The sequence below is a fragment of the Ottowia oryzae genome, from assembly GCF_003008535.1.
In the GTDB taxonomy this organism is placed as follows: domain Bacteria; phylum Pseudomonadota; class Gammaproteobacteria; order Burkholderiales; family Burkholderiaceae_C; genus Ottowia; species Ottowia oryzae.
Map to the genome: position 1 here is coordinate 3,237,449 of NZ_CP027666.1, position 26,179 is coordinate 3,263,627.

24 protein-coding genes are annotated in these 26,179 nt (G+C 66.3%); 15 read left to right on the forward strand and 9 right to left on the reverse strand.

Annotated elements, in window-relative coordinates:
• On the reverse strand, positions 1 to 1,401 hold the full coding sequence (locus C6570_RS14745) for a sensor histidine kinase (RefSeq protein ID WP_106703889.1): 1,401 nt from the start codon (positions 1,399 to 1,401) through the stop codon (positions 1 to 3).
• Positions 1,398 to 2,069, reverse strand: a complete 672-nt coding sequence (locus C6570_RS14750; protein ID WP_106704730.1) for a response regulator — start codon at positions 2,067 to 2,069, stop codon at positions 1,398 to 1,400. The genes C6570_RS14745 and C6570_RS14750 overlap by 4 nt, the downstream gene beginning before the upstream one ends.
• A gap of 120 nt (positions 2,070 to 2,189) precedes the next feature.
• Here C6570_RS14750 and C6570_RS14755 point away from each other — a divergent pair, with 120 nt between their 5' ends.
• From C6570_RS14755 to C6570_RS14765, 3 genes are all read left to right on the forward strand, one after another.
• On the forward strand, positions 2,190 to 3,158 hold the full coding sequence (locus tag C6570_RS14755; protein ID WP_106703890.1) for a Bug family tripartite tricarboxylate transporter substrate binding protein: 969 nt from the start codon (positions 2,190 to 2,192) through the stop codon (positions 3,156 to 3,158).
• Positions 3,159 to 3,307: 149 nt separating this feature from the next.
• Positions 3,308 to 3,835, forward strand: coding sequence for a tripartite tricarboxylate transporter TctB family protein (locus tag C6570_RS14760; RefSeq protein ID WP_106704731.1), 528 nt, complete (start codon positions 3,308 to 3,310; stop codon positions 3,833 to 3,835).
• 16 nt (positions 3,836 to 3,851) lie between these two features.
• On the forward strand, positions 3,852 to 5,345 hold the full coding sequence (locus C6570_RS14765) for a tripartite tricarboxylate transporter permease (protein WP_106703891.1): 1,494 nt from the start codon (positions 3,852 to 3,854) through the stop codon (positions 5,343 to 5,345).
• Positions 5,346 to 5,427: 82 nt separating this feature from the next.
• Here C6570_RS14765 and C6570_RS14770 read toward each other — a convergent pair whose 3' ends face one another.
• Together C6570_RS14770 and C6570_RS14775 are read right to left on the reverse strand one after the other, a co-directional pair.
• Positions 5,428 to 6,801, reverse strand: a complete 1,374-nt coding sequence (locus C6570_RS14770) for an MATE family efflux transporter (RefSeq protein WP_106703892.1) — start codon at positions 6,799 to 6,801, stop codon at positions 5,428 to 5,430.
• Positions 6,798 to 7,460: a DUF2239 family protein gene (locus tag C6570_RS14775; protein WP_106703893.1), complete on the reverse strand. Its 663-nt coding sequence runs from the start codon at positions 7,458 to 7,460 to the stop codon at positions 6,798 to 6,800. The genes C6570_RS14770 and C6570_RS14775 overlap by 4 nt, the downstream gene beginning before the upstream one ends.
• A gap of 102 nt (positions 7,461 to 7,562) precedes the next feature.
• On the opposite strand from C6570_RS14775, the gene C6570_RS14780 reads away from it, so the two are divergent.
• The 7 genes from C6570_RS14780 to C6570_RS14810 all read left to right on the forward strand — a co-directional run bounded on the left by C6570_RS14780 (position 7,563) and on the right by C6570_RS14810 (position 15,660).
• Positions 7,563 to 9,053 carry a sigma-54 interaction domain-containing protein gene (locus C6570_RS14780; RefSeq protein WP_106703894.1) on the forward strand — a complete coding sequence of 497 codons (1,491 nt, stop codon included), beginning with the start codon at positions 7,563 to 7,565 and terminating at the stop codon, positions 9,051 to 9,053.
• Between the two features lie 196 nt (positions 9,054 to 9,249).
• A complete protein-coding gene (locus tag C6570_RS14785; protein ID WP_106703895.1) occupies positions 9,250 to 10,437 on the forward strand; it encodes a substrate-binding domain-containing protein in 1,188 nt (395 codons plus the stop codon).
• Positions 10,438 to 10,670: 233 nt separating this feature from the next.
• Positions 10,671 to 11,465: an ABC transporter ATP-binding protein gene (locus C6570_RS14790; protein ID WP_106703896.1), complete on the forward strand. Its 795-nt coding sequence runs from the start codon at positions 10,671 to 10,673 to the stop codon at positions 11,463 to 11,465.
• Positions 11,462 to 12,187 carry an ABC transporter ATP-binding protein gene (locus C6570_RS14795; protein ID WP_106703897.1) on the forward strand — a complete coding sequence of 242 codons (726 nt, stop codon included), beginning with the start codon at positions 11,462 to 11,464 and terminating at the stop codon, positions 12,185 to 12,187. Before C6570_RS14790 ends, C6570_RS14795 begins: the two co-directional genes overlap by 4 nt.
• Before the next feature lie 72 nt (positions 12,188 to 12,259).
• Entirely contained in the window at positions 12,260 to 13,243 is a 984-nt protein-coding gene (locus C6570_RS14800) for a branched-chain amino acid ABC transporter permease (RefSeq protein WP_106703898.1), read from the forward strand.
• A gap of 328 nt (positions 13,244 to 13,571) precedes the next feature.
• Positions 13,572 to 14,681 carry a branched-chain amino acid ABC transporter permease gene (locus C6570_RS14805; protein WP_106703899.1) on the forward strand — a complete coding sequence of 370 codons (1,110 nt, stop codon included), beginning with the start codon at positions 13,572 to 13,574 and terminating at the stop codon, positions 14,679 to 14,681.
• 94 nt (positions 14,682 to 14,775) lie between these two features.
• Positions 14,776 to 15,660, forward strand: a complete 885-nt coding sequence (locus C6570_RS14810) for an alpha/beta fold hydrolase (RefSeq protein WP_106703900.1) — start codon at positions 14,776 to 14,778, stop codon at positions 15,658 to 15,660.
• A 222-nt stretch (positions 15,661 to 15,882) separates the two neighbouring features.
• Here C6570_RS14810 and hemH read toward each other — a convergent pair whose 3' ends face one another.
• Positions 15,883 to 16,935 (reverse strand): ferrochelatase, encoded by a 1,053-nt coding sequence (gene hemH / locus C6570_RS14815; protein ID WP_106703901.1) that lies wholly within the window; start codon positions 16,933 to 16,935, stop codon positions 15,883 to 15,885.
• Positions 16,936 to 16,991: 56 nt separating this feature from the next.
• Between hemH and C6570_RS14820 the strand changes: the two genes are divergently transcribed.
• The 4 genes from C6570_RS14820 to C6570_RS14835 all read left to right on the forward strand — a co-directional run bounded on the left by C6570_RS14820 (position 16,992) and on the right by C6570_RS14835 (position 20,472).
• Positions 16,992 to 17,702, forward strand: coding sequence for an HAD family hydrolase (locus tag C6570_RS14820; RefSeq protein WP_106703902.1), 711 nt, complete (start codon positions 16,992 to 16,994; stop codon positions 17,700 to 17,702).
• Positions 17,703 to 17,908: 206 nt separating this feature from the next.
• A complete protein-coding gene (locus C6570_RS14825) occupies positions 17,909 to 18,451 on the forward strand; it encodes a TRAP transporter small permease subunit (protein WP_425437931.1) in 543 nt (180 codons plus the stop codon).
• A 42-nt stretch (positions 18,452 to 18,493) separates the two neighbouring features.
• Complete coding sequence (locus C6570_RS14830; RefSeq protein ID WP_106703903.1) at positions 18,494 to 20,017, forward strand: TRAP transporter large permease; 1,524 nt, start codon at positions 18,494 to 18,496, stop codon at positions 20,015 to 20,017.
• Positions 20,017 to 20,472, forward strand: a complete 456-nt coding sequence (locus C6570_RS14835; protein ID WP_106703904.1) for a hypothetical protein — start codon at positions 20,017 to 20,019, stop codon at positions 20,470 to 20,472. Before C6570_RS14830 ends, C6570_RS14835 begins: the two co-directional genes overlap by 1 nt.
• A gap of 46 nt (positions 20,473 to 20,518) precedes the next feature.
• Here the strand turns inward: C6570_RS14835 and C6570_RS14840 are convergent, their stop codons facing one another.
• The 4 genes from C6570_RS14840 to xseB form a co-directional block, all read right to left on the reverse strand.
• Positions 20,519 to 21,601 (reverse strand): TRAP transporter substrate-binding protein, encoded by a 1,083-nt coding sequence (locus tag C6570_RS14840; protein ID WP_106703905.1) that lies wholly within the window; start codon positions 21,599 to 21,601, stop codon positions 20,519 to 20,521.
• Positions 21,602 to 21,728: 127 nt separating this feature from the next.
• Positions 21,729 to 23,633, reverse strand: coding sequence for a 1-deoxy-D-xylulose-5-phosphate synthase (dxs, locus tag C6570_RS14845; protein WP_106703906.1), 1,905 nt, complete (start codon positions 23,631 to 23,633; stop codon positions 21,729 to 21,731).
• Between the two features lie 2 nt (positions 23,634 to 23,635).
• Complete coding sequence (locus tag C6570_RS14850) at positions 23,636 to 24,532, reverse strand: polyprenyl synthetase family protein (protein ID WP_106703907.1); 897 nt, start codon at positions 24,530 to 24,532, stop codon at positions 23,636 to 23,638.
• On the reverse strand, positions 24,529 to 24,768 hold the full coding sequence (gene xseB / locus C6570_RS14855) for an exodeoxyribonuclease VII small subunit (protein WP_245896213.1): 240 nt from the start codon (positions 24,766 to 24,768) through the stop codon (positions 24,529 to 24,531). The genes C6570_RS14850 and xseB overlap by 4 nt, the downstream gene beginning before the upstream one ends.
• Before the next feature lie 231 nt (positions 24,769 to 24,999).
• Between xseB and C6570_RS14860 the strand changes: the two genes are divergently transcribed.
• Positions 25,000 to 26,136 carry an aromatic ring-hydroxylating oxygenase subunit alpha gene (locus tag C6570_RS14860; protein WP_106703909.1) on the forward strand — a complete coding sequence of 379 codons (1,137 nt, stop codon included), beginning with the start codon at positions 25,000 to 25,002 and terminating at the stop codon, positions 26,134 to 26,136.
• Positions 26,137 to 26,179: the final 43 nt, after the last annotated feature.

Below are 26,179 nucleotides of genomic sequence, written 5' to 3' on the forward strand. Positions count from 1 at the left end.
TCAGAGCGGCAGCGTGACGATGACGTCGAAGCGGACGACCTGCCCATTTTGCCTGCGTTGCACCATGTCGATATGCCCGTGCAGGCTTTGCACGATCTCATGACATATCGCCAGGCCCAGGCCGGTGCCAGAGCCGCCCTCGCCCGCGCTGAAGGGCTGAAACAGGCGCTGGGCCTGCGCCGCATCGATGCCCGGGCCGCTGTCGCTGATGCTGAGCCGCACGTGCCCCTGCACCGTATCGACGTGAATGGCCAGCAAGCCTCCGCGCGGGGAATGGCGCACGGCGTTGTGCAGCAGGTTGCGCGTCAGCTCGCGCAGCATCCATTCGTGCGCGCGCAGGGTGACAGGCGTGAACTGCAGCTCGAAATCCAGCCCGCGCTCGGCGATCAGCGGCGCGATGTCCAGCGCCACTTCCCGCACCACCGCGTCCAGGTCTGCGGTGACGGGCTCGGCCTGCTGGCGCACCTGCGCCACCTTGGCCAGCGCCAGCATCTGGTTGGCCAGGCGCGTGGCGCGGTCCACGGTTTCCTCGATTTCAGTCATCGCCTGCGCGGGCGGCACGTCGCCGCGCCTGGCCGACTGCACCTGCGCCTTGAGCACCGCCAGTGGCGTGCGCAGCTGGTGCGACGCATCGCGCACGAAGCGCTTCTGGCTGGCCAGCATCTCGCCGTGGCGGCGCATGTGCTGGTTGGTGGCAGCGATCAGGGGTTGCAGCTCGCGCGGGGCGGCGGGTGCCGCGATCGGGCGCAAGTCGTCGTCGCGCCGGCCCTGCAGCTCGTGGCTGAGCTGGCGCACCGGCCGCGTGGCGCGCTGCACCACCCAGATCACCGTGCCGGCAATCAGCAGAATGAGCGCCGCCTGCCGCGCCAGCGTGTTCCACAGAATGCTGCGCGCCAGCGCATGGCGGATCTCCAGCGTTTCAGCCACCTGCACCACGGCCACGGCGCGCCCGTGGGTGCTGGCCACGGGCTGCAGCAGCACGGCCATGCGCACGGGCTCGCCCCGGAACTGGCCGTCGTAAAAGTCGACCAGCGCGGCGTACGGCGGGCGCATGGGGATTTCGCCGCGCCACATCGGCAAATCGTCGTAGCCCGACAGCAGCACGCCCCGGCGCGTGGAGATGCGGTAGGCCATGCGGCTGCGCAGGTCGGCCTCAAATGCCTCCAGCACCGCCGAAGGCACTTTGGCCTGCAGGCGTGCGGTGTCGCCTTCGCCGTCCACGTCGATCCATTCGCCCAGGCTCTTGGCCGAGGCCAGCAGCGTGCGGTCGTACGCGGTGTGCAGCGCCGCCAGCGCCTGCCGGTACAGGCTCCAGGTGTTGAAGCCGACGATCAGCACCAGCGGCACGAGGATGCCCAGCAGCAGCTGCCGCCGCAGGGAGCGCGCGCGTTGCTCGGTCACGCCTCGGCCCGCAGCAGGTAGCCCAGGCCACGCAGCGTGACCAGTCCCACCCCGGTGCCGGCCAGCTTGCGGCGCAGGCGGTACGCCACCACCTCGATGGCTTCGTAGCGCACCTCGGCTTCGCCGGGAAAGACCTGCTCGAACAAGCGCTCTTTGATCACCGCCTGGCCGGGGCGGGCCAGCAAGGCGCACAGCAATGCCAGCTCACGCGGGGGCAGCTCCAGGGGCGCGTCGTCCAGGTAGACCGCGCCGTCGGTGCGGTCGTGCCGCAGGCGGCCAAAGCGCACGTCGGCTGCCAGGGCGGCCGAGCCGCTGCGGCGCACCAGGGCGCGCAGGCGCGCCTCCAGCTCATCCAGGTCGAAAGGCTTGGCCAGGTAGTCGTCGGCCCCGGCGTTCAGGCCCAGCACCCGGTCGCCTACGGTGCCGCGCGCCGTCAGGATCAGCACGGGCGCGCCCAGCCCCTGTGCGCGGGCCTGGGCCAGCACCTGCAGGCCGTCCAGGCCGGGCAGAGAGAGGTCTAGCACCACCGCGTCGGGCGGTGTGGCGGCCCAGCGCTGCAGCGCGGCCACGCCGTCGCCCGCGGTGGCCACCACGAAGCCGCGGCGCGCCAGCGTGCGTTGCAGCGTGGCCTGCAGCGCTGCGTCGTCCTCCACCACCAATACCTTCATGCGCGACACGATAGCGCAGCGCCGCTGGCCCGCCGACTGCGGGTAAATCCCAAGGCCGTGGACAGCCAATTGACAGCCTGCCCTTCCATCATCCGGCCACAACCTCAAGGAGACATTGCCGTGCGACGCGACACCTTCCTCAAATCCCTTGCCGCGCTGGCCGCCACCGGCGCCCTGCCCACCGCCTGGGCCCAGGCTGGCGCCAACCTGAAGATGCTGATCCCCGCCAACCCGGGCGGCGGCTGGGACACCACGGGCCGCGCGCTGGGCAAGGCGATGCTGGACGCCAAGCAGGCTGCCACGGTCACTTACGACAACAAGGGCGGCGCCGCCGGTGCGCTGGGCCTGGCGCCCTTTCTGGCCAGCGCCAAGGGTGACCCCAACCAGCTGATGGTGATGGGCGCGGTGATGCTGGGCGGGCTGATCACCAGCAAATCGCCGCTGAACCTGATGCAGGCCACGCCGCTGGCGCGCCTGACCACCGAATACAACGTGTTCGTGCTGCCGGCCAATTCGCCTTTCAAGACCATGGCCGAGGTGATTGCCCAGCTCAAGAAAGACCCCGGCAGCGTGAAATGGGGCGGCGGATCACGCGGCGCAACCGAGCACATTGCGGCCGCGATGATCGCGCGCGAAGCCGGTGTAGACCCGGCCAAGATCAACTACGTGGCCTTTCGCGGCGGCGGTGAAGCCACGGCCGCCATCCTGGGTGGCAACGTGACCATTGGCGGCTCGGGCATGAGCGAGTTTGCCGAATACATCAAGACCGGCAAGATGAAGCCGGTGGCCGTCACCAGTGGGCAGCGGCTGGCCAGCGACAAGAACATTCCCACGCTGAAAGAGCTGGGCATCAATGTCGAGATCGGCAACTGGCGCGGCGTGTTTGGCGCCCCGGGCATCACCCCGGCGCAGCGCAAGGGCCTGATCGACGCACTGGTGGCCACCACGCAATCGGCGTCGTGGAAAGAAGCGCTGGCCAAGAACGACTGGATGCCGGCGGTACTGACAGGCGACGACTTCACCAAGTTCGTTGACAGCGAATTCGCCAGCCTGCGCGCCATCATGGCCAAGTCCGGCATGATTTCTTGATGGTCTTTCAGGCCGCCAGCGCCCGCTGCTAGAGCGCTGGCAGCTATAAAAAACAAAGTATTGGCCGCCGCCCGCGCTCAAGCTGAGCCGGGCGGTCCGGCCTGAGGAGACAGCCCATGAGCAGCCCGCAACCCAACCTGCCGCTGGATATGCGGCCCGACCACCCCGCGCCTGCCCACCCCTCGCGCCGCACGCTGATCTGGGAAACGCTGGTCAGCGCAGGGACCATCGCCGTGGGCGCTGGCATGGCCTGGGGCGCCAAGGACATCCCGTCCGAAGCGGGCTACGGCGGCGTAGGCGCCAACTTCCTGCCCTGGGTGGTGGCCATGGCCTTGATGGTGTGCGGCGCCGTGCTGCTGTGGCACGCGCGCACGGGCGGCTACCGCGAGATGGAAGAAGTGCCCGGCGAAGAACAGCCCGACTGGGCCGGCTTTGTCTGGGTGACGGCGGGCATGCTGCTAAACGCCGGGCTGATCGAGCACATCGGCTTCATCCTGGGCTGCACACTGACCTACCTGCTGGCCGTGCAGGGCATGAAGCGCGCCTACGGCAAGCCGCACAACACCTGGGTGGCCGATGCGCTGACGGGCGCGGCCATTGCGGCGCCGGTGTACTGGCTGTTCACCCAATTCCTGGCCATCAACCTGCCGGGCCTGACCAGCACCGGCTGGATCTGACGCAAGGAGCGCTGCCATGGATACCTTCAGCCTGCTGCTTCACGGCTTTTCAACCGCCCTCACCGTGCCCAACCTCCTGTGGGCGCTGTTCGGCTGCGCGCTGGGCACGGCCGTGGGCGTGCTGCCCGGCATCGGCCCGGCCACCACGGTGGCGATGCTGCTGCCGATCACCGGCAAGGTAGATATCACCGCGTCGATGATCTTCTTTGCCGGCATCTACTACGGCGCGATGTACGGCGGATCGACCACGTCCATCCTGCTGAACACGCCGGGCGAGACGGCCAGCATGGTCACCGCCATGGAAGGCAACAAGATGGCCAAGAGCGGCCGCGCCGGGCAAGCGCTGGCCACGGCGGCCATCGGCTCGTTCGTGGCGGGCACCATCGCCACGGTGGTGGTCACGCTGTTTGCGCCGCTGGTGGCGGATTACGCCGTCAAGCTGGGCCCGCCCGAATACTTCCTGCTGATGGTGCTGGCCTTCACCACCGTGAGTGCGGTGCTGGGCAAGAGCACGGTGCGCGGGCTGACGGCGCTGTTCATCGGCCTGGCCGTGGGCCTGATCGGCATGGACCAGATCAGCGGGCAGCCGCGCTACACGGGCGGCAAGCCGGAGTTTTTGGACGGCATCGAGATCGTGCTGGTGGCCGTGGGCCTGTTTGCCGTGGCCGAGGTGCTGCACGCCGTGCTGTTCGAAGGCAAGATCCACGAAACGCAGAACCGCCTGACCCGCGTGCACATGGACCGGCGCGACTGGCGCCGCAGCATCCCGGCGTGGCTGCGCGGCACGGCCATCGGTGCGCCGTTTGGCTGCATACCGGCCGGGGGCACCGAGATTCCCACCTTCCTGAGCTACGCCACCGAGAAAAAACTGGCCAAAGGTGAAGACCTGCGCGAATTTGGCACCACGGGCGCCATCGAAGGCGTAGCGGGGCCCGAGGCGGCCAACAACGCCACGGTGACCACGGCGCTGATCCCGCTGCTGACGCTGGGCATTCCCACCAGCAACACCACAGCAATCTTGCTGGGCGCGTTTCAGAACTATGGCATCCAGCCCGGCCCGCAATTGTTTGCCACCAGCGCGGCGCTGGTCTGGGCGCTGATAGCGTCGCTGTACATCGGCAACCTGATGCTGCTGGTGCTGAACCTTCCCATGGTCGGGCTGTGGGTGAAGCTGCTGCGCATCCCCAAGCCGCAGCTGTATGCGGGCATTCTGATCTTTGCCACCGTGGGCGCTTACGGCATGCGGCAAAGCACGTTCGACCTGTTCTTGCTGTACGTGATTGGCGCAGTGGGCGTGGTCATGCGGCGCTTTGACTTCCCCACGGCGCCGGTGGTGGTCGGCATGATCCTGGGGCCGTTGGCCGAGGCACAGCTGCGCAACGCCATGTCGATTGGCGAAGGCAAATGGTCGGTATTTGCTGACCGGCCGGTGTCGGTCTTCCTGCTGATCGTGATCGCCGCCGTCCTGATCGTGCCGCGGGTGCTCAAGCGCCGCGCAGCCGCGGCCTGAGGGCCAGCGCAGCGTTGCGGCGGAATGAGCAACGGGGTGCGGCGGCGCGCACCCCGCGCTCACACCCAAATTGCCCGCACGCTCACACCAGGCGCTCGATCTTGCGAAAGCGCCACACCAGCAGATAAAAGGCGCTCTGCAAGACCAGCATGGTGCAGAACACCACCGGGTACGACATCCACACGCCCGACAGCCCGTAGCGGGCCGACAGGAAGTGCGCCGCCGGCAGCTGCACCAGCACGATGCACGCAATGCTGATGCCGGTGGGCACCCACACGGTGCCGCTGGCACGCATCACGCCCGCCACCAGCGCCTGCATGCCAAACACCACGCTGGACCACAGCATCACGTGCAGCAGCGCCTGCGCCATGTCCAGCACGCGCGGGGTGGTGATGAAAAACCCCAGCAGCCAGCGCGACAGCACGTAGCCCAGCAACACCAGCGCGCCGGTCAGGATGACGTTCAGCGCCAGGCCCGTGCGCACGATGCCGGACAGCCGCTCGGTGCGGCCCGCGCCAATCGCTTGCGCACCCAGGATCGACGCCGTGATGGCGATCGACAGCGCCGGAAACTGCACGTAGTTCACGATCTGGTTCACCGCGCCGTAGGCGGCCGTGGCGTCGGCGCCGTAGCGGTTCACCAGGCCCAGGATGGCCAGCTCGGCCATGGCGATGGTCACCATCTGCACGCCCGTGGGCACGCCAATGCGCAGCACGGCGCGCAGCAGCGGCGGGCTCACGCGCAGCGCGCGGCCCAGTTCGGCATCGGGCGCCAGGGGGCTGTTCTTGCGCCGCAGGTATGCCCACAAAAACGCCAGCGATACGGCAAACGACACCCACCCCGCCACCGCAGCGCTGATCACCCCCAGCTGCGGAAGCCCCAGCCAGCCGCGGATCAGCGCCGGGGTCAGCAGCAGGCCCACGGCGGTGGACAGGCACAGCGCCAGCAGCGGCGTGACGGTGTCGCCCACGCCGCGCAGCAGTTGCGTGGCCAGGATGAACACCAGCAGCAGCGGCATGCTGAGCATCATCACGCGGGCGTAGGCAACGGCGTCGGTCAGCAACTCGGGCGCCGTGCCCAGCGCCGTGAGGGCCGGGCGCGCGAATACTTCACCCAGCACGGCGGCCGCCAGGCCGATGCCAGCGCCCAGCGTCAGTGCCGTGCCTGCGATGGCTTTGACCTTGTGCGGCTCGCGCGCGCCCCAGGCCTGCCCGATCAGCACCGATGCGCCCGCGCCCACGCCGATGATCAGCGCGATGAAAAAGAACACCACCGGGAACATGCCCGACACCGCCGCCAACGCCGGCGTGCCCAGCATCTGGCCGATGTAGACCGCGTTCGCGCTGCCCGACAGCGACTGCAGGATGTTCGACAACACCATCGGCCCAAGAAAGGCCAGGTAGGTTTGCCACAGCGGGCGCGGCGGCGCGCTGGGCGGGTGGGGGGCGGTGCTCATTGGGGTAATCCTTGGGCCTCGTCGGCCAAAAAGGCCGCTTCGGCCAGTTGCATCAGGTAGGTGCGCACGTCGGGCGGCCAGTCGGCCACATGCCCGGCAAAACGCACAGCATCGCCTGCGAACAGGGCACGGGCCGCTTCTTCAAACTGCGGCTGGTCACCGGCGATGGCGCTCATGAATTTGTAGCTTCTCTCGCTGGCTGCACGCCGGCTGTCGGCCGATTTGTTGTCTTTTCTGGCTTTGTCGATCAAGCGGCGCAAAGCCGCCGACGCGCCGCCCGGCTGCACCGACAGCCATTCCCAATGGCGCGGCAGCAGCGTGACTTCGCGGGCCACCACGCCCAGGCGCGGCCGCCCTGCCGCGCGGGGGGCCGGCGAGCATTCGTCTGCCTTCGCAAGGGCCTGTGCGGCGGATATGGCCGCCCTGCCCGCGCGGGCCGCCTTCAGCCGCGCAGCGTCTTGCGGCAGCGGCGGCGTGTCGATGGGCGCGCCGGTGGCGTCGTCAAACACCAGCCACGGCGCAGGCACATCCGCCGGGGTTGCGGCCACCGCAGCGGCCAGCGCGCGGGCAATGTCGTCGTAGCGGCCGTGCGCCACGCGGCGGCCCTGCGAAAACGCGGTGTAGACAGAGTTGTGGGGCGAAGAGTCGGCTGTCGGCATGCCGCGATTTTATCCGGGTTTTATATTTTTACCCGGGTTTATTTTCTGGCCGCCGCGAGGGCGCTGCAAATCCCCCCGCACCGCCACCCGCTACGATGCGCCATGCGCTCGCCCAATCAGTCCGCCGGTGTGACCAACGCCTTGCCGCGCGACGCCGCCAGCATTCTGGAGTTGGCCGCACGCAGCATGTTCGACCTGTTTGCCAGCGCCAGCGAAGGCATGCTGCTGGTCGACCGCGACGCCCGGGTGGTCTGGATCAACGACCAATACCGCCGCTTTCTGCCCGCGCTGGGCTACCCGCGCGAGGAGGATTTCGTGGGCCACCCGGTCTCGTCCGTGGTGCAGCACACGCAGATGCACCAAGTGCTGCAAACGGGCAAGCCGATCCTGATCGACCTGCTGCACAACCGCGCGGGCACCTTCGTGGTCAGCCGCATTCCGCTGCGCGACGACGCGGGCGAGGTGATCGGCGTGCTGGGCATCGTGCTGTTCGACCAGCCCACCACCAACCTGCAACCGCTGATCGCCAAGTTTGCGCAGCTGCAACAGGACCTGGACGACGCGCGGCGCGAGTTGGCCAAGAAAACGGCCCCCAGCGCCCTGGCCACGCGCGCCGCGCGCTACAGTTTTGCGAGCTTCGTAGGCAGCAGCCCGGCCGCAGCCGAGGTCAAGCGCCAGGCGCGCCGCGCGGCGCAATCCAGCAGCCCCATCCTGCTGCTGGGAGAGACTGGCACCGGCAAGGAGCTGCTGGCCCACGCCATTCACGGGGCGTCGGCGCGCGCGGGAGGGCCGCTGGTCAGCGTGAACATCGCGGCCGTGCCCGACACGCTGCTGGAATCGGAATTCTTCGGCGTGGCGCCCGGCGCCTTCACCGGCGCCGACCGGCGTGGCCGCGTGGGCAAGTTCAAGCTGGCCGACGGTGGCACGCTGTTTCTGGACGAGATCGGCGACATGCCGCTCAGCCTGCAGGCCAAGCTGCTGCGCGCGCTGCAGGAAGGCGAGATGGAGCCGCTGGGCAGCAACGAGCTGGTGCGCTTTGACGCCCGCGTGATCGCCGCCACCAGCCGCGACCTGCAGGCGCTGGTGCAAGGCGGCCAGTTCCGCGAAGACCTGTACTACCGCCTGAACGTGCTGCCCGTGCGGGTGCCGCCGCTGCGCGAGCGGCGCAGCGACATCCCCGCGCTGATCGAGGTGCTGGGCGAAGACATGGCCCAGCGCGGCAGCCACCCGCCCGAGCTGAGCGAAGGCGCCGTCGCCCTGCTGGCCGCCCAGCAGTGGCGCGGCAACATCCGCGAGCTGCGCAACGTGCTGGAACAAGCCGCCCTGCGCGCCGACACCGACCGGCTGGAGGCAGAGCAGATGGAGGCCCTGCTGCGCCAGTCCGGCCTGACCCACGTGCAGCCCGCCGCCGCGCCCCCGTCGTCGCCGCCCGACGCGGGCGACCTGCTGCGCCCGCTGGCCGAGCAGGTGGCCGAGCTGGAACAGCGCGCCATCGCCGCGGCCATGGCGGCGACCGGCGGCAACAAGCTGGCGGCCGCGCGCCTGCTGAACATGTCGCGCGCCACGCTGTACGCCCGGCTGGCTGAGCATTGAGGCGCGCGCGATTCAGGGGTTTACCCTGATCAAACTTTGTACAAATGTCTTTTATTCAGTCAATGTATTTGCCTGAATTTCATACATATCGCTTTGCCATCTGGCGCCCTTCCTTATCCATCAAGGGTTTAGCCGCTGGCACGGCGCGTGCGATAGGTATTCCATTGCCACCTGTGCACACCAAAGGAGACAAACCATGCACCGCCGCAGCCTCATCGTCCTGGCCACCCTGGCCGCCGTGGTTTCCGCGCCCGCGCTGGCGCAATCTGAAATCAAGATCGCCCACGTCTACAGCAAGACCGGCCCGCTGGAAGCCTACGGCAAGCAGACCCAGGCCGGCCTGCTGATGGGGCTGGACTACGCCACCGGCGGCACCATGGCCGTCAATGGCAAGAAGATTCGCGTGATCGAGAAGGACGACCAAGGCAAGCCCGACCTGGGCAAGAGCCTGCTGGCCGCCGCGTACGCCGACGACAAGGTCGACCTGGCCGTGGGGCCCACGTCTTCTGGCGTCGCGCTGGCCATGCTGCCCGTGGCCGAGGAATACAAGAAGATCCTGCTGGTTGAGCCCGCCGTGGCCGATTCCATCACCGGCGACAAGTGGAACAAATACATCTTCCGCACCGGCCGCAATTCCAGCCAGGACGCGATCAGCAACGCCGCGGCCATGGACAAGGACGGCGTGTCCGTCGTCACGCTGGCGCAGGACTACGCCTTCGGCCGCGACGGCGTGAAGGCGTTCAAGGACGCGCTCAAGCACGCCAGGATCGTGCATGAGGAATACCTGCCGCAGAACACCACCGACTTCACCGCAGGCATCCAGCGCGTGGTGGATGCGCTCAAGGACAAGCCCGGGCGCAAGGCGGTCGAGGTGATCTGGGCCGGCGGCGTGCCGCCCTTCAACGCCTTGGCCGCGGCCGATTTGCAAAAGCGCTTCAACATCGAGGTGTTCACCGGCGGCAACATCCTGCCCGCCATGGCCGCGTACAAGAACTTCCCCGGCATGGAAGGGGCCACCTACTACTACTTCGGCCTGCCGAAGAACCCGGTAAACGACGCGCTGGTGGCCATGAACTACAAGCAGTTCAAGGCACCGCCCGACTTCTTCACCGCGGGCGGCTTCAGCGCGGCCATGGCGATCGTCACCGCGCTGAAAAAGACCAATGGCGAGACGAACACCAACAAGCTGATCCAGGCGATGGAGGGCATGAGCTTCGACACGCCCAAAGGCAAGATGACTTTCCGCAAGGAAGACCACCAGGCCATGCAGAGCATGTACCACTTCAAGATCAAGAACGACCCGGCGTTTGCCTGGGGCGTGCCGGAGCTGGTGCGCGAGATCAAGCCTGAAGAGATGAATGTGCCGATCCGGAACAAGCGTTGAGGCATCCCCCTGAGCGGCTTGCGCCGCTTCCCCCTTCTCTCGATGGGCTGCGCCCATCCGGAAGGGGGACACCACCTGCGCGGCGGGGGCGGCCCTTGCGCGGTGGTTGCTTGAAGGCGCGTCGTTTTGAATCGATGCTCTCGGCTCTCTTCACTTCTTTTTTGATAGCTGATTGCGCAATCTACACCTGCGCCAGCGGCTGATTTGGCTTTTATTCTGGAGCCCTCGTTTTCATGCTCGCCACCCAAGATCTGACCATTCGCTTTGGCGGCCACGTGGCCGTCAATGCGGTGACTTGCGCGTTTGAGCCGGGCACGCTGACGGCCATTGTCGGGCCCAACGGCGCGGGCAAGACGACGTACTTCAACCTGATTTCCGGCCAGCTGAAAGCCAGCGCGGGCAGCGTGCACCTGGACGGGCGCGACATCTCTGCCCTGTCGCCCGCCGCGCGCACGCGCGCCGGCCTGGGCCGCGCGTTTCAGCTGACCAACCTGTTCCCGAATCTGTCGGTGCAAGAGAACGTGCGCCTGGCCGTGCAGTCGGTCGCCGGCGGCCCGCACCGCCACGGTTTGAACCTGACGAGCATCTGGAGCAGCCACCGGCAGCTCATGGCCCGCGCCGACGAGATCCTGCAATCCGTGTCGATGGCGGACAAGCGGGACATGCCCGTATCCAGCCTGCCGCACGGCGACCAGCGCAAGCTGGAAGTGGCGCTGCTGATGGCGCTGGACCCGCAGGTCTACATGTTCGACGAGCCCACCGCGGGCATGAGCCACGACGAGGCGCCGGTCATCCTGAACCTGATCCGCCAGCTGAAACAAGACAAGCGCAAGACCATCTTGCTGGTGGAACACAAGATGGACGTGGTGCGCGAGTTGGCCGACCGCATCATCGTGCTGACCAACGGCACGCTGGTGGCCGACGGCGACCCGGCCGAGGTGATCGCCTCGCCCGTGGTGCAGCAAGCGTACCTGGGCGTCAGCGCCGACGAAGACCAGCGCGCGAGCGCGACCGAGGTGACCGCATGAGCGACAACCTGCTCACGTTGGAAGGCGTGCATACCCACATCGGCGCGTACCACATCCTGCACGGCGTGGACCTGCAGGTGCCGCGCGGGCAGCTGACCATGCTGCTGGGCCGCAACGGCGCGGGCAAGACGACCACGCTGCGCACCATCATGGGCCTGTGGCAGGCCAGCCAGGGCCGCGTAACGTTCAACGGCGCGGACATCACCAAGAAGCACACGCCGCAGATCGCGCAGCTGAACATCGCCTACGTGCCCGAGAACATGGGCATCTTTGCCGACCTGACCGTCAAGGAAAACATGCTGCTGGCCGCGCGCCAGGCGCGCACGGCGGCGCAGATCGATACGCAGCGACTCGCGTGGATCTTCAAGCTGTTTCCGGCCGTGGAGAAATTCTGGAACTACCCGGCCGGCAAGCTGTCAGGCGGGCAAAAGCAGATGCTGGCCGTCAGCCGCGCGATCGTCGAGCCGCGCGAACTGCTGATCGTGGATGAGCCCAGCAAGGGCCTGGCGCCGGCCATCATCAACAACATGATCGACGCCTTCCAGCAGCTGAAAGCCAGCGGCGTGACCATCTTGCTCGTCGAGCAGAACATCAACTTCGCCAAGCGCCTGGGCGACCACGTGGCGGTGATGGACGACGGCCGCGTGGTGCACGCGGGCAGCATGCAGGCGCTGGCCGAAGACGCGGCGCTGCAGCAGCGCCTGCTGGGGTTGTCGCTGTGAACCTTTCATGCCAAACAGGCCACCAGCGCTGGCGGCACCTGCGCCGGCAGCTATGGAATTGATACCAACGCCATGAAATCGACCGACTTCGACTACAAGCCCCTGCTGCTGGTGCCCGCGCTGATGCTGCTGGCGCTGCCGCTGGTGGGATCGGCATCCACCTGGCTCACGCTCACGGTGGCGGGCCTGGCCATGGGCATGATCGTGTTCATCATCGCCTCGGGCCTGACGCTGGTGTTCGGCCTGATGGACGTGCTGAATTTTGGCCACGGCGTGTTCATTGCGCTGGGCGCCTTCGTGGCCACCAGCGTGCTGGGCGGCATGGCCGACTACACGCAAAGCGACAGCCTGTGGCGCAACCTGATGGCGGTGCTGCCGGCGATGGTGGTGGCGATGCTGGTGGCCGGCGCCATCGGCCTGGCGTTTGAGCGCTTCATCGTGCGGCCCGTGTACGGCCAGCACCTGAAGCAGATCCTGATCACCATGGGCGGCATGATCATTGGCGAAGAGCTGATCAAGGTCATCTGGGGCCCGCAGCAGATTCCGCTGCCGCTGCCTGCGGGCATGCGCGGCTCTTGGCTGATCGGCGACGCAGCGATCGAAAAGTACCGCGTGGTGGCCGTGGTGGTGGGCGTGCTGGTGTTTGCCGCGCTGGCGTGGACGCTGTCGCGCACCAAGGTGGGCCTGCTGATTCGCGCGGGCGTGCAAGACCGCGAGATGGTCGAATCGCTGGGCTACCGCATCCGGCGCCTGTTCGTGGGCGTGTTCGTGGTGGGCAGCGCCCTGGCGGGCCTGGGTGGCGTGATGTGGGGGCTGTACCAGCAGAACGTGGTGCCGCAGATGGGTGCGCAGGTCAACGTCCTGATCTTCATCGTCATCATCATCGGCGGGCTGGGCAGCACCACGGGCGCGCTGATTGGCGCGCTGATGGTGGGGCTGATGGCCAACTACACCGGCTTTCTGGCGCCCAAGGTGGCGCTGTTCTCGAACATCGCGCTGATGGTGGCGGTGCTGCTGTGGCGGCCGCAGGGCGTTTATCCGGTGGCGAATAGATGATGAACTCCCCCCTGAGTCGCCTGGCGGCGCCTTCCCCCCTCTCTCTGCGCGCTGCGCGCTCCGGGAGGGGGGACAACGCGTGTCGCCGCCGCATGTGCGGCGACCGCGTTCGCTGGGCTGGCCTGCTCCGCGGCCGTTCGTGCAGCGGCTTGCTGGAGGGCGGCTGGGCTTTGGCTGGCCGCACGCTAGGGCGCGCCTTGGGGGCGGCCCTCGCCATGGCCAATGAAGCGCCTTCGCCCAACGCCTGCCGGCGTTCGATTCATTTCAATTTTGATAGCTGCTGGCGCAATGTAGACAAGCGCTGGCGCCTGATTTCACTGTCAAGACTATGCTGAGTCGCTTCTTATCCAACGACCTGCCGCGCAGCAAGGTGCTGGCGGTGATCCTGGTGGCCATCGTGGTGGGGCTGGCGCTGGCGCCGTTCCTGTTTCCGGGCGTTAAGGCGCTGAACGTCGCGGCGAAGATCCTGATCTTCATCGTGCTGGTGGCGGCGTTTGACTTGCTGCTGGGCTATACCGGCATCGTCAGTTTTGCGCACACGATGTTTTTTGGCATTGGGGCGTACGGCATCGCCATTGCTACCACGCGCATCGGGCCGACGTGGGGCGCCATCGCGGCGGGCGTGGTGGGCGCGCTGGTGCTGTCCACCTTGCTGTCGCTGGCGATCGGGCTGTTTTCGCTGCGGGTGCGCGCGATCTTCTTCGCGATGATCACGCTGGCGGTGGCGGCGGCGTTCCAGACGCTGGCCTCGCAGCTGTCTGAATGGACGGGCGGCGAGGATGGGCTGACCTTCAAGCTGCCCGAGGTGCTGATGCCCAGCTTCGAGCCGTTCGAGACCGAGGTGTTCGGCGTGCTGATCGACGGCAGGATCATCACGTACTACCTGCTCTTCGTGGTGGCGGTGGTGCTGTTTCTGGCGCTGCTGCGCATCGTCAATTCGCCCTTTGGCCGCGTGCTGCAGGCGATTCGCGAGAACGAATTCCGTGCCGAGGCGATCGGCTACCGCGTGGTGGTGTACCGCACGCTGTCCAACGTGCTGTCGGCGCTGTTTGCCTGCGCCGCCGGCTGCATGCTGGCGATCTGGCTGCGCTACAACGGGCCGGAAACGTCGCTCTCTTTCGAGATCATGATGGACTGCCTGCTGATCGTGGTGATCGGCGGCATGGGCACGCTGTACGGCGCCGTGGTCGGCTCGGTGCTGTTCGTGGTGGCGCAAAGCTACCTGCAGGATTTGCTGCGCCTGGCCAGCGAAGCCACGGCCAGCGTGCCTGTGGTGTCCGCCCTGCTCTCGCCCGACCGCTGGCTGCTGTGGCTGGGTGTGCTCTTCGTGCTGTCGGTGTACTACTTCCCGACCGGGGTGGTGGGCAAGCTGCGCGCGCGGGCCGCCGCGCGCCCACCGGCATCACCACCCGCAACGCCTGTGGCGCAGCGCCATTGAACGCCTTCGCGCACGCCGCGCGCGCCGCTGGCAAGCCTGACGCAACCGCCGCGCACACCCGACCCGTCCCGTCAACGCCTTGAACCCTTTTGCCATGCCAACACCCTCTTCCCTCTACGTGCGCAGCGCGGGGCGCGAGCTTCATGTGACCGACTGGCAACCCGCCCCCGGCCAGCGCCCGCGCGGCACGGTCGTGGCCTGGCACGGCCTGGCCCGCACGGGCCGCGACATGGACGATCTGGCCGCGCACCTGGCGGCGCAGGGCTGGCGCGTGATCTGCCCCGACACGCTGGGCCGGGGCCTGAGCCAATGGGCTGCGAACCCCCAGGACGAGTACTGCCTGGCGTTCTATGCCCGCCTGGCGCGCGAGCTGCTGGACGCGATGGACGTGGGTGCGTGCCACTGGGTGGGCACGTCGATGGGCGGCGCCATCGGCACCGTGGGCGCCAGCGGCTACTTTGAGCCGGCGCTGAAGTCGCGCATCCAGAGCCTGGTGCTGAACGACAACGCCCCGCAGCTGGCCGCGCCCGCGCTGGAGCGCATCAAGGCCTACGCCGGCCAGCCGCCCGCATTCGGCACGGTGACCGAGCTGGAAGCCTTCTTCCGCACCGCCTACCAGCCCTACGGCCACCTGACCGACGCGCAGTGGCGCCGCCTGACCGAAAGCAGCACGCGGCGCCTGCCCGACGGCCGCGTGACCCCGCACTACGACCCGGCCATCGTCGGCCAGTTTGTGCACCACCCGGACGACTACCTGATCTGGCACCACTACGACGCGCTGCAAGTGCCCGTGTTGTTGCTGCGCGGCGTGGACTCCGACCTGGTGCTGAAGCAAACCGCCGAGGCAATGACCCAGCGCGGCCCCGGCGCACGCGGCCAGCTGAAGTGGGTGGAAGTGTCCGGCTGCGGCCACGCGCCAGCGCTGAACGTGCCCGAGCACTTCGCGCTGATCGACGACTTTCTCGCCCGCGCCGGATAAGCAACGTCCGGCGCCGAACGAGCGCCGCTCGCCAGTCTGGCGCCGCAGGCCGGCTGGTTAACGCTTTCAGGCCAAATCGCCCTGTAGCGCCCTGAGGACCAGCGCTGACAGCTACGCTATCAATAGCAGACCGAAGCAAGACTTGGCGCAATGTAGCGCGTGCCTCTGCCCACGGCATATGCCGCTCGCGCGGCGGCAACACGCACCCCAGCAGGCTTGCGCTTAGCGCGCCGTAGCGTCTTCGCGCTCTGCGCGTGTCGGCCAGCCTTGCAGATGCTGCTGCACCAGATCGGCCAGGGCCGCCATCCACACCGGGCTGTCGTTCAGCGCGGGGATGTAGTGAAATTCCTTGCCGCCCGCAGCCTTGAAGCTGTCGCGCCCTTCCATGGCGATTTCTTCCAGGGTCTCCAGGCAGTCCGCTGGAAAGCCGGGGCAGATCACATCGACACGGGGCACGCCCTGGCGGCCCAGCTGCTCAAGCACCGTGGCGGTGGCCGGCTCCAGCCACTTGGCCTTGCCAAAGCGAGACTGGAAGGTGATCACCCATTCATCCCCCTTGAGCGCCAGGCGCTGGGCCAGCAGGCGCGCGGTAGCTTGGCATTCGTCGTGGTAGGGGTCGCCCAGCTGGCGCGTGCGCTCGGGCACGCCATGAAAGCTCATCACCAGCTTGTCTGGCCGCCCGTGGGCCTGCCAATGCTGCTGCACGCTGCGCGCCAGTGCGCCGATGTAGCCTGGGTCGTCGTGGTAGCGGTTGATGAATCGAAACTCTGGCACGTGCCGCGCCTTGCCCGCCCACTGCACGACGGCATCCACCACGCTGGCCGTGGTAGTGCCAGAGTATTGCGGGTACAGCGGCACGACCAGGATGCGGGTGCAGCCCTCGGCGCGCAAAGCGTCCAGTTGCGACGCGATCGACGGATTGCCGTAGCGCATGGCCAGCCGCACGCTGACGCTGTGGCCGCGCTCGCCAAGGTAGCCACGCAGCATCGTGGCCTGCCTGCGGCTGTACACCATCAGCGGCGACCCTTCAGGCAACCACACGCTGCGGTATTTCTCGGCCGATTGGCGCGGGCGGGTCGGCAGGATGAAGGCGTAGAGGATCAGCTTCCACAGCGCGGGCGGAATTTCCACTACGCGCGGGTCGCTCAGAAACTCGGCGAGGTACTTGCGGGTGGCGGCGGGGGTGGCGGCATCAGGTGTGCCCAGGTTGCACAACAGCACGCCGGTGCGGCCGCCGGCCGCTTGGGCCGCCTCGGGTTCAGGACGAAAACGCATGCGCTATTCTCGGTCATGCCTTGCTTCATCCGCCATCGCCGGGCGCGGCGCCTGCCATGAGCGCGCCCACGCTGGACATGGGCCGCGTGCGCGCCATCACCCTGGACTTGGACGACACGCTGTGGCCCGTGTGGCCCACCATCGAGCGCGCCGAAAAAGCCATGCGCAGCTGGCTTTCGCACCGCGCGCCCGTCGCCGCACGCCTGTCGGGCGATACGCAGATTCAGCGCCGCCTGCGCGACGCCGCCGTGGCCGACCATCCCGCCATCGCCCACCACCTGGGCGATTTGCGGCGCGAAGCGCTGAGGCGCCTGCTGGTTGAATCGGCCGAAGACCCGGCGCTGGCCGAGCCGGCGTACCGCGTCTTCTTCGACGCGCGGCAGCAGGTGGATCTGTACCCCGACGCGCTGACCGCGCTAGAAGCGCTGAGCGCACGATTTCCCATCGTCGCGCTGTCCAACGGCAACGCCGACGTGCACCGCGTGGGCATCGGCCACTTCTTTCGCGCGGCGGTGAACCCGGCGATCACCGGCTTCAGCAAGCCCGACGCACGCATCTTTGCAGCAGCCGCCGCCCAGGCTGGCGTGTCGCCCGCGCAGGTGCTGCACATTGGCGATGACGCTCAGCTCGACGGCGCGGGCGCCCTCGCCGCCGGGATGCAGACGGTCTGGATCAACCGCCGCGACGAACGCTGGCCCGCTGAGCTGCCCACCGCGCCCCACGCCGAGGTGGCCAGCCTGACGGCGCTGTGCGCGCTGCTGCGCTGACGCCCGAGCGCCTTCGCTTCATCGCTCCAACAGACACTCGGGGACGCGGGCGCACAGCGCAGACCTGCGCAGCCGTGTGCAGGCATAAGGATTTCCCCAACATCTTCTGGCTGCTCGCCTATCTAGAATCGGAAGGCTTTGCGGATGCGGCGCGGCCACGCTGTGGCGAGCCAGCCGCGCGGTCTGTTCTTGACGGGAAATACGTGATGCTGCCTCTACTCATCCGCTTCGCGCGCGCGGTCGACTGGACGACCCGCCAGCTCGGCAAGCTGGCTTCGTGGGCCGTTTTGCTGGCAGCACTGATTTCGGCCGGCAACGCGTTCATACGCTATGGGCTGGACATGAGCTCCAACGCCTGGCTCGAGATTCAGTGGTACCTGTTCGCGGCCACCGTGATGCTGGGCGCGCCCGTGGTACTCAGCCTGAATGAGCACGTGCGGGTGGACATCATCTACGGCAAGCTCAAGCGCAATGGGCCGGTGTATGTCGATCTGTTCGGCCTGGTGTTTTTCTTACTGCCGGTGATGGGGCTGATGTTCTGGCTGACTTGGCCGTTCTTCTGGGGCATGTACCAGACGGGCGAGGTGTCGGGCAGCATCGGCGGCCTGATCCGCTGGCCGGCGGCGCTGTTGCTGCCGCTGGGCTTCGGGATGATGTTCCTCCAGGGGGTCGCGGAAATCATCAAGCGTGTGGCGCACCTGACGGGCCTGCACACGATGGATACGCACTACGAAAAGCCGCTGCAGTAACGCGCGCACCAGAAAAAACGAAACGATCAGGAATCGCGCGGTATGCACATGGAAAACTTTGCCCCTTTGATGTTCGCCGGCCTGGTGTTCATCATGTTGATCGGCTTTCCGGTCGCCTTTTCGCTGGCCGCGCTGGGGCTGTTCTCGGGCTTCGTGGCCATCGAGATGGGCTGGTTCCCGGCCAACTTCATGGCCAACCTGCCGCTCAACGTGTTCGGCATTCTGTCGAATGAGACGCTGCTGGCCATTCCCTTCTTCACGCTGATGGGCGCCATACTCGAGAAGTGCGGACTGGCCGAAGACATGCTCGACTCGATGGGCCAGCTGTTTGGCCCTGTGCGCGGCGGCCTGGGTTACTCGGTCATCATCGTCGGCTTCATCCTTGGTGCCATCACGGGCACCGTGGCCGGGCAGGTGATCGCGATGGCCATGATCTCTCTGCCGGTGATGATGCGCTACGGCTACGACACGCGCTACTCCACTGGCGTGCTGGCCGCCTCGGGCACCATCACCCAGCTGGTGCCCCCTTCGCTGGTGCTGATCGTGATGGCCGACCAGCTGGGCACCGACGTGGGCAGCATGTACAAGGGCGCGTGGGGCCCATCCATCCTGCAGGTGCTGATCTTCGCCATCTACACCTTCATTCTCGGGCGGCTCTACCCGCAGAAGGTACCTGGCCTCCCGGCCAGCGCGCGCACCTTGCATGGCTGGGCGCTGTGGGGCAAATGCCTGCGCGGCATCATTCCCTCGGCGATTTTGATTTTCGCGGTGCTGGGCTCGATGGGCGGCCTGCCCTTCATGGACCACGCCATCGCGACGCCCACCGAAGCCGGTGCGATGGGTGCAGTCGGCGCGCTGGTGCTGGCGTTGATCCATCGCCGCCTGTCGTGGCCGATGCTGTGGGAAGCCATGCAGGGCACCATGCGGCTGACGGCAATGGTGGTCTTCATCCTGATCGGCTCGCGCGTCTTTTCGCTGGTTTTCCAGGGCGTGGACGGCGCGGTCTGGGTCGAGCACATGCTGTCTAACCTGCCGGGCGGCCAGGTCGGCTTCCTGCTGGCGGTCAACGTGTTCGTGTTCTTCCTGGCGTTCTTCCTCGACTTCTTCGAGATCGCCTTCATCATCCTGCCGCTGCTCGGCCCCGTGGCGCACAAGATGGGCATCGACATGGTGTGGTTCGGTGTGCTGCTGTGCGTGAACATGCAAACCAGCTTCATGCACCCGCCGTTCGGTTTCGCCTTGTTCTATTTGCGCGGCATTGCCGACACCTTGTTCAAGAACGGCACGCTCAAAAAGCGCATTGAATCGCGCGACATCTACATGGGGTCCATCCCGTGGGTCGGCCTGCAACTGCTGCTGGTGGTGATCGTGATCTTCTTCCCGCAGACGGTGACCGTGTTCCTCGACAAGGAGGTCAAGGTCGACACCGACAAGGTGCAGCTTGAAATGCCGGCCGAGTTGCAGTCACCCAGCGACAACATCGACATGGACAACCCCTTCGGCAACGCGGCGCCAAGCCCCGAAAGCGCTGCCAGTGAGCCCACGCCACCAGCATCGCAACCGTGATGCAGGATGAAGCATCGCTGCACGCCAGAGAAAGCGCCGCCTTTCCCGCCTTCACCCGTGGCCTGACGGTCGCCATGATGGTCATCCTGATCGTCACGGGCATGGCGCAAGTGCCGCAGCTGCGCGCGGCCGACTGGTCAACGAGTGGCGCCGTGCTTTTCGGCTCAACGGCGCTGCTCGTGCTATGGATGGGCACTTGGATCGTGCGCAGCCGCACCCGCCTGGATGACGACGTGCTGACCCAGACCTGGCTCTGGAACAAGCGCGTTCGGGTGGCAGAGGTGGCCTCTCTGAAGCTGGTCTTCTTGCCTTGGTTTCAGCGCGTGATGGCACCAAGGTTGCTGGTGCGCCAACGCGGCGGGGGCATGACATGGATTCACAGCGCCGACCCGCAGATTCTTCTGGAATTCATGGCACGCGTGGCGCAACGCGATCCGACAAAGAAAGTCCCATGAAAAAGCCCGCCAACCGGCGGGCTTTTTTTACTCGATTGAAACCGAATCAGCTCAGTTTCTGCTGCTGCATGAAGCGGTCGAACAGACCTTCGCTGAAGCGGAACCAGGCATTTTCGTCGGCCAGGAACTTGCTGTAGTCCTTGTAGACCTTGGCCCATTCCGGGTTGCTCTTGTTCAGGTCGGCATAGATCTGCTGCGCGGATTTGAACGCCGCAGTCATGATCTCGTTGCTGAACGGACGCAGCTGCGTGCCCGAGCCCACCATCTGCTTGAGCGCGGTCGGGTTGCGGGCGTCGTACTTGGCGGTCATCGTCACGTGGGCGTGCGAGGCGGCGGCCTCGACAGCGGCCTTGTACTCCGCAGGCAGGGCGTTCCAGGCCTTGGTGTTGATGTAGAAGTCCAGCTGCGGGCCGCCTTCCCACCAACCGGGGTAGTAGTAGTACTTGGCGACCTTGTTGAAGCCGAGCTTCTGATCGTCGTACGGGCCCACCCATTCGAGTGCATCCAGCGTGCCTTTTTCCAACGCAGGGTACAGGTCAGCACCTGGAATGGATTGGGGCACCACGCCAAAAGGCTCAAGCACCTTGCCGGCAAACGGGTTGGTGCGGAACTTGAGGCCTTTCAAGTCGGCGACGGTCTTGATTTCCTTGCGGAACCAACCGCCCATCTGTGCGCCGGTGTTGCCGCCGGGCAGGTTGAAGATGTTGTACTTGGCGTAGAAGTCGCGCATCAGCTTCAGGCCGTTGCCTTCGTACATCCAGGCGTTCATCTGGCGGGTGTTCATGCCGAACGGCACCGCACAGCCCAGGCAGAAGGTGGGATCTTTGCCGTAGTAGTAGTAAGGCGCGGTGTGCGCCATCTCCACGGAAGCGTTCTGGACGCCGTCGACCACGCCAAAGGCAGGCATCAGTTCGCCGCCTGCGTGCACCGAGATCTGAAACTTGCCCCCGGTGATGTCGCTGACCTTCTTCGAGAACACCTCAGCGGTTCCGAAAATGGTGTCCAGCGATTTGGGGAAGCTGGATGCACAGCGCCAGCGCACAGCAGCTTGCGCATGGACCGCAGGCGCAACGCCAGCAGCCAAAACGCCGGCAATGCCGGCGCGTTTGATAATGGAACGACGGTCCATGAGAGATTGTCTCCTTGACATATGGATACAGGCTCTCAGAGTTTAGCGGTCAACCCCCGCGCCGCAGATTAGGGATTAACCTGTCCACGGCGGCTTTTTTTAAGGCCGCCAGGGCGTTGCGAGGCGGTCAGCGAACCACTTTCAGATCGGGCGCGGTGGCTTGCAGCAGGTGGCCGAAACGGCCCCGCACAGACGCCTCGATACCCGCCGCATCCAGGCCTTGCGCCGCCAGCAGTCTTGCCGGATCGCCGTGCTCGATGAACTCGTCCGGCAGCCCCAATTGCAGCACCGGCATCGCGCTGCCGGCGGCGGCCAGGGCCTCCAGCACAGCACTGCCTGCGCCGCCCATGATGCTGCCCTCTTCCAGCGTGACGAGCGCCTCATGGCGGGCAGCCACATCCGCCAGCAAGGCCGTATCCAAGGGCTTGGCCCAGCGCATGTTGACCACCGTGGCGCCCAAGCGTTCGGCCGCCTGCAGCGCGGGGTACAGCAAGGTGCCGAACACTAAAAGCGCAATGCCGCTGCCCTCGCGACGCACCTCGCCACGCCCGAAGGGCAGCGCCGACAGGTCTGGCAAGGTTGGCACGCCCACACCAGCGCCACGCGGGTAACGCACCGCGACCGGATGGTCTTGTTCGAACGCCGTTGAAAGCAACTGGCGGCATTCGCGCTCGTCCGCCGGGCAGGCCACGCTCACGTTGGGAATGCAGCGCAGATAGGCGATGTCGTAATTGCCCGCGTGGGTGGCTCCATCTGCCCCCACCAACCCGGCGCGATCCAGAGCGAACACCACCGGCAGGTTTTGGATCGCCACATCGTGAATCAGCTGGTCGTACGCGCGCTGCAGGAAAGTGGAATAGATAGCGACGACGGGCTTCAAGCCCTCGCACGCCATGCCCGCCGCGAACGTGACGGCGTGCTGCTCCGCAATGCCCACGTCGTAATAGCGCTCAGGAAAGCGGCGATGAAACTCGACCATGCCAGAGCCTTCGCGCATGGCGGGGGTGATCCCCACCAGGCGCTTGTCTTTCTCGGCCATGTCGCACAGCCATTGTCCGAAGACCTGGGTGAAGGTCTGCTTGCCCGGTGCGCTGGGCGCCACCAAGCCGACGGCCGGGTCAAACTTGCCGGGGCCGTGGTAGGCCACGGGGTCGGCCTCGGCCAGCTTGTAGCCCTGGCCCTTCTTGGTCACCACGTGCAGGAACTGCGGGCCTTGTTTGCTGGCCATCAGATCGCGAATGTTCTCCAGCGTGGGGATCAGCGAATCCAGATCGTGTCCGTCTATGGGGCCGATGTAGTTGAAGCCAAATTTCTCGAACAAGGTGGCGGGCACGACCATGCCCTTGGCCTGCTGCTCCAGCCGCTTGGCCAGCTCGAACAGCGGCGGCACCGGGCCCAACACGGTCTTGCCCACGTTCTTCGCCGCGGCATAGAAGTTGCCGCTCATCAGCTGGGCCAGGTAGCGGTTCAGCGCACCCACGGGCGGGCTGATGCTCATATCGTTGTCGTTCAGCACGACCAGCAGGCGCGCGTCGCGCTCCACCCCGGCGTTGTTCAGCGCTTCAAAAGCCATACCGGCGGTCATCGCGCCGTCGCCGATGATCGCCACGGCATCGCGGTCTTCGCCCTTCTGGCGCGCCGCCAAAGCCATGCCCAGCGCGGCGGAGATGCTGGTGGACGAATGCGCCGTACCGAACGTGTCGTACTCGCTCTCATCCCGGCGAGGAAAGCCCGACATGCCCCCCAGCTGGCGCAGCGTGGGCATGCGCTCACGGCGGCCGGTAAGGATCTTGTGCGGATAGGTCTGGTGGCCCACATCCCACACCAGCCGGTCGTGCGGCGTGTTGAAGACGTAATGCAACGCGATGGTCAGCTCCACCGTGCCGAGGTTCGAGCTGAGGTGCCCGCCCGTGCGCGCCACGTTGCTGAGCACGCATTCGCGCAACTCGTCGGCCAGGGCCTTGAGTTGCTCGCGCGTCAGCTTGCGCAGATCGGCTGGGGTGTGAACGGAGTCGAGGTAGGTTGTCGCCATGGTCAATTACTGCGGTTTACCACGCGGTCGGCCAGCACGCGCAACAACTCGACGTCGGCCAGACCGGTGGCGGCGAGCGCATGGTGCGCCTCATCCCCCAACTGCGCCGCCAGCGCGCGCGAGGCGTCCAGCCCCATCACCGAAACGTAGGTGGGCTTGTCGGCGGCTGCGTCCTTGCCAGCCGTCTTGCCGAGGGCGGCGGAATCGGCGGTGACGTCCAGAATGTCGTCGACCACCTGAAATGCCAGGCCGACAGCGGCCCCGTAGCGCGCCAACCCGTCACGCGCCTGCGGCGTCAGCGGTGATTGGGCGCAGTCGGCGCCCATCTGCACGCTGCCTTGCAGCAACGCGCCAGTTTTCAGCATGTGCATATGGCGCAGTTGGGCTTCGCTCAATGGTTTGCCCACGCTGGCAAGATCAATGGCCTGGCCGCCGGCCATGCCCGCTTCACCGGCCGCACGCGCCAGGCAGCGGCACAGGTCGGCCTGCATCGCTGGCGGCACTTGGGCGGGGTCGGGCGTCAACAGCTCAAACGCCAGCGCCTGAAGCGCATCGCCCGAGAGCAACGCCTGCGCCTCGCCAAACTGCACGTGCACGGTGGGCTTGCCGCGGCGCAGCACATCGTTGTCCATGCAGGGCATGTCGTCGTGGACCAGCGAATAGGCGTGGATCAACTCCACGGCACAGGCGGCACGCAATGCCGCCTCGGCATGGCCTTGCACGGCGGCGGCGGTGGCCAGCACCAACAGCGGCCGAACGCGCTTGCCCCCATCCAGCACGGCGTAGCGCATTGCATCCCCCAAGCCGGCGGGCGCTGCTGCTGGCACCCAGTCGGACAAGGCCTGCTCAACTTGGCCCAGCGCATCCGCCGACCAGGCAGCGAAATCGGTTGTAATCATTCCAGTGCCCACGGCTTCAGCGCGCCCGCATCGTCAAGCACCTTGACCTGGTCTTCGATGGCCTGCAGGCGGTCACGGCAATAGCGCAGCAACTCGGTACCGCGCTGGTACTGCGTCAGCAGCTCCTCCAGCGGCATCTGGCCTGATTCCAGCCCGGTCACCAGCTGTTCCAGCTGCTGCACCGCATCGCCGTAACTGGTGGGTTGCGTGTCGCCGTTGGCGGGTTTTCTAGCCATTCCGATGTGCGCAAAAGCGCTCATTTTAGGTGTGGCGAAGCGCCGCGCTTGATGACCGTCACCAAACCCCCTCGCCGCAAGACCCTCATGCCCTGCCTGAAATGGGCACATGGGTTAAAATTCGCGGTTCCTTTGCCGAAATCGGCATACGGTTCGCGCGCCTAATATCCTCGGATCCCAAGCGCTTACTTCCTGCCCCTTCATAGGGGGAGTCTTAAACATCGGAACACCATGTCTGATTTAAGTCTTCAGTTACAGCAGGCGGCAAGTCAACTTTCCGTCCACTCCTATTTCGACCCTGCGCTGCTAGAGCGTGAGCAGAGGCTCATCTTCGAGTCCGGGCCGCGCTACGTCGGCCATCAACTCGCTGTGCCGAACGAGGGCGACTACTTTGCCTTGCCGCAAGAGGCGCAAGGCCGCGCGCTGGTGCGCAACGCGCAGGGCGGCGTCGAGCTGATCTCCAACGTCTGCCGTCACCGCCAGGCGGTCATGCTCAAGGGTCGCGGCTCGCTGCAGGGCCAGGGCAAAGGCCACGCGGGTGGCAACATCGTGTGCCCGCTGCACCGCTGGACATACTCGCCCAAAGGCGAACTGCTGGGTGCGCCGCATTTCCAGCACGACCCGTGCCTGAACCTGAACAACTACCAGCTGCGCGAGTGGAACGGCCTGCTGTTCGAGGACAACGGCCGCGACGTAGCCGCCGACTTGGCGGGCATGGGTGTCGCGCACGACCTTTCTTTCGAGGGCTTCGCGCTCGACCACGTTGAGCTGCACGAATGCAACTACAACTGGAAGACCTTCATCGAGGTTTACCTCGAGGACTACCACGTCGGCCCCTTCCACCCCGGCCTGGGCAACTTTGTCACCTGCGACGACCTGAGCTGGCAGTTTGGCCGCGACTATTCCGTGCAGACCGTCGGCGTGGCGCCCACCTTCGGCAAGCCGGGCTCTGACATCTACAAGAAGTGGCATGAAGTGCTGGTGAACTACCAAAACGGCGCCCTGCCCTCGCGCGGCGCCATCTGGTTGACCTACTACCCCCACATCATGGTCGAGTGGTACCCGCACGTGCTGACCGTGTCCACGCTGTACCCGATGGGCGTGGACAAGACCATGAACATGGTCGAGTTCTACTACCCCGAAGAAATCGTTGCCTTTGAGCGCGAATTCGTCGAGGCGCAGCGCGCTGCCTACATGGAAACCTGCATCGAAGACGACGAAATCGCCGAACGCATGGACGCGGGCCGCAAGGCGCTGTGGCTGCGTGGCGACAACGAAGTCGGCCCCTACCAAAGCCCCATGGAAGACGGCATGCAGCACTTTCACGAGTGGTACCGCCGCGCCATGGGCATGACTCTGGTGGCCTGAAGAAGCGGCACCACCAAACTCTTTATTTGATAGCAGCCTGCGC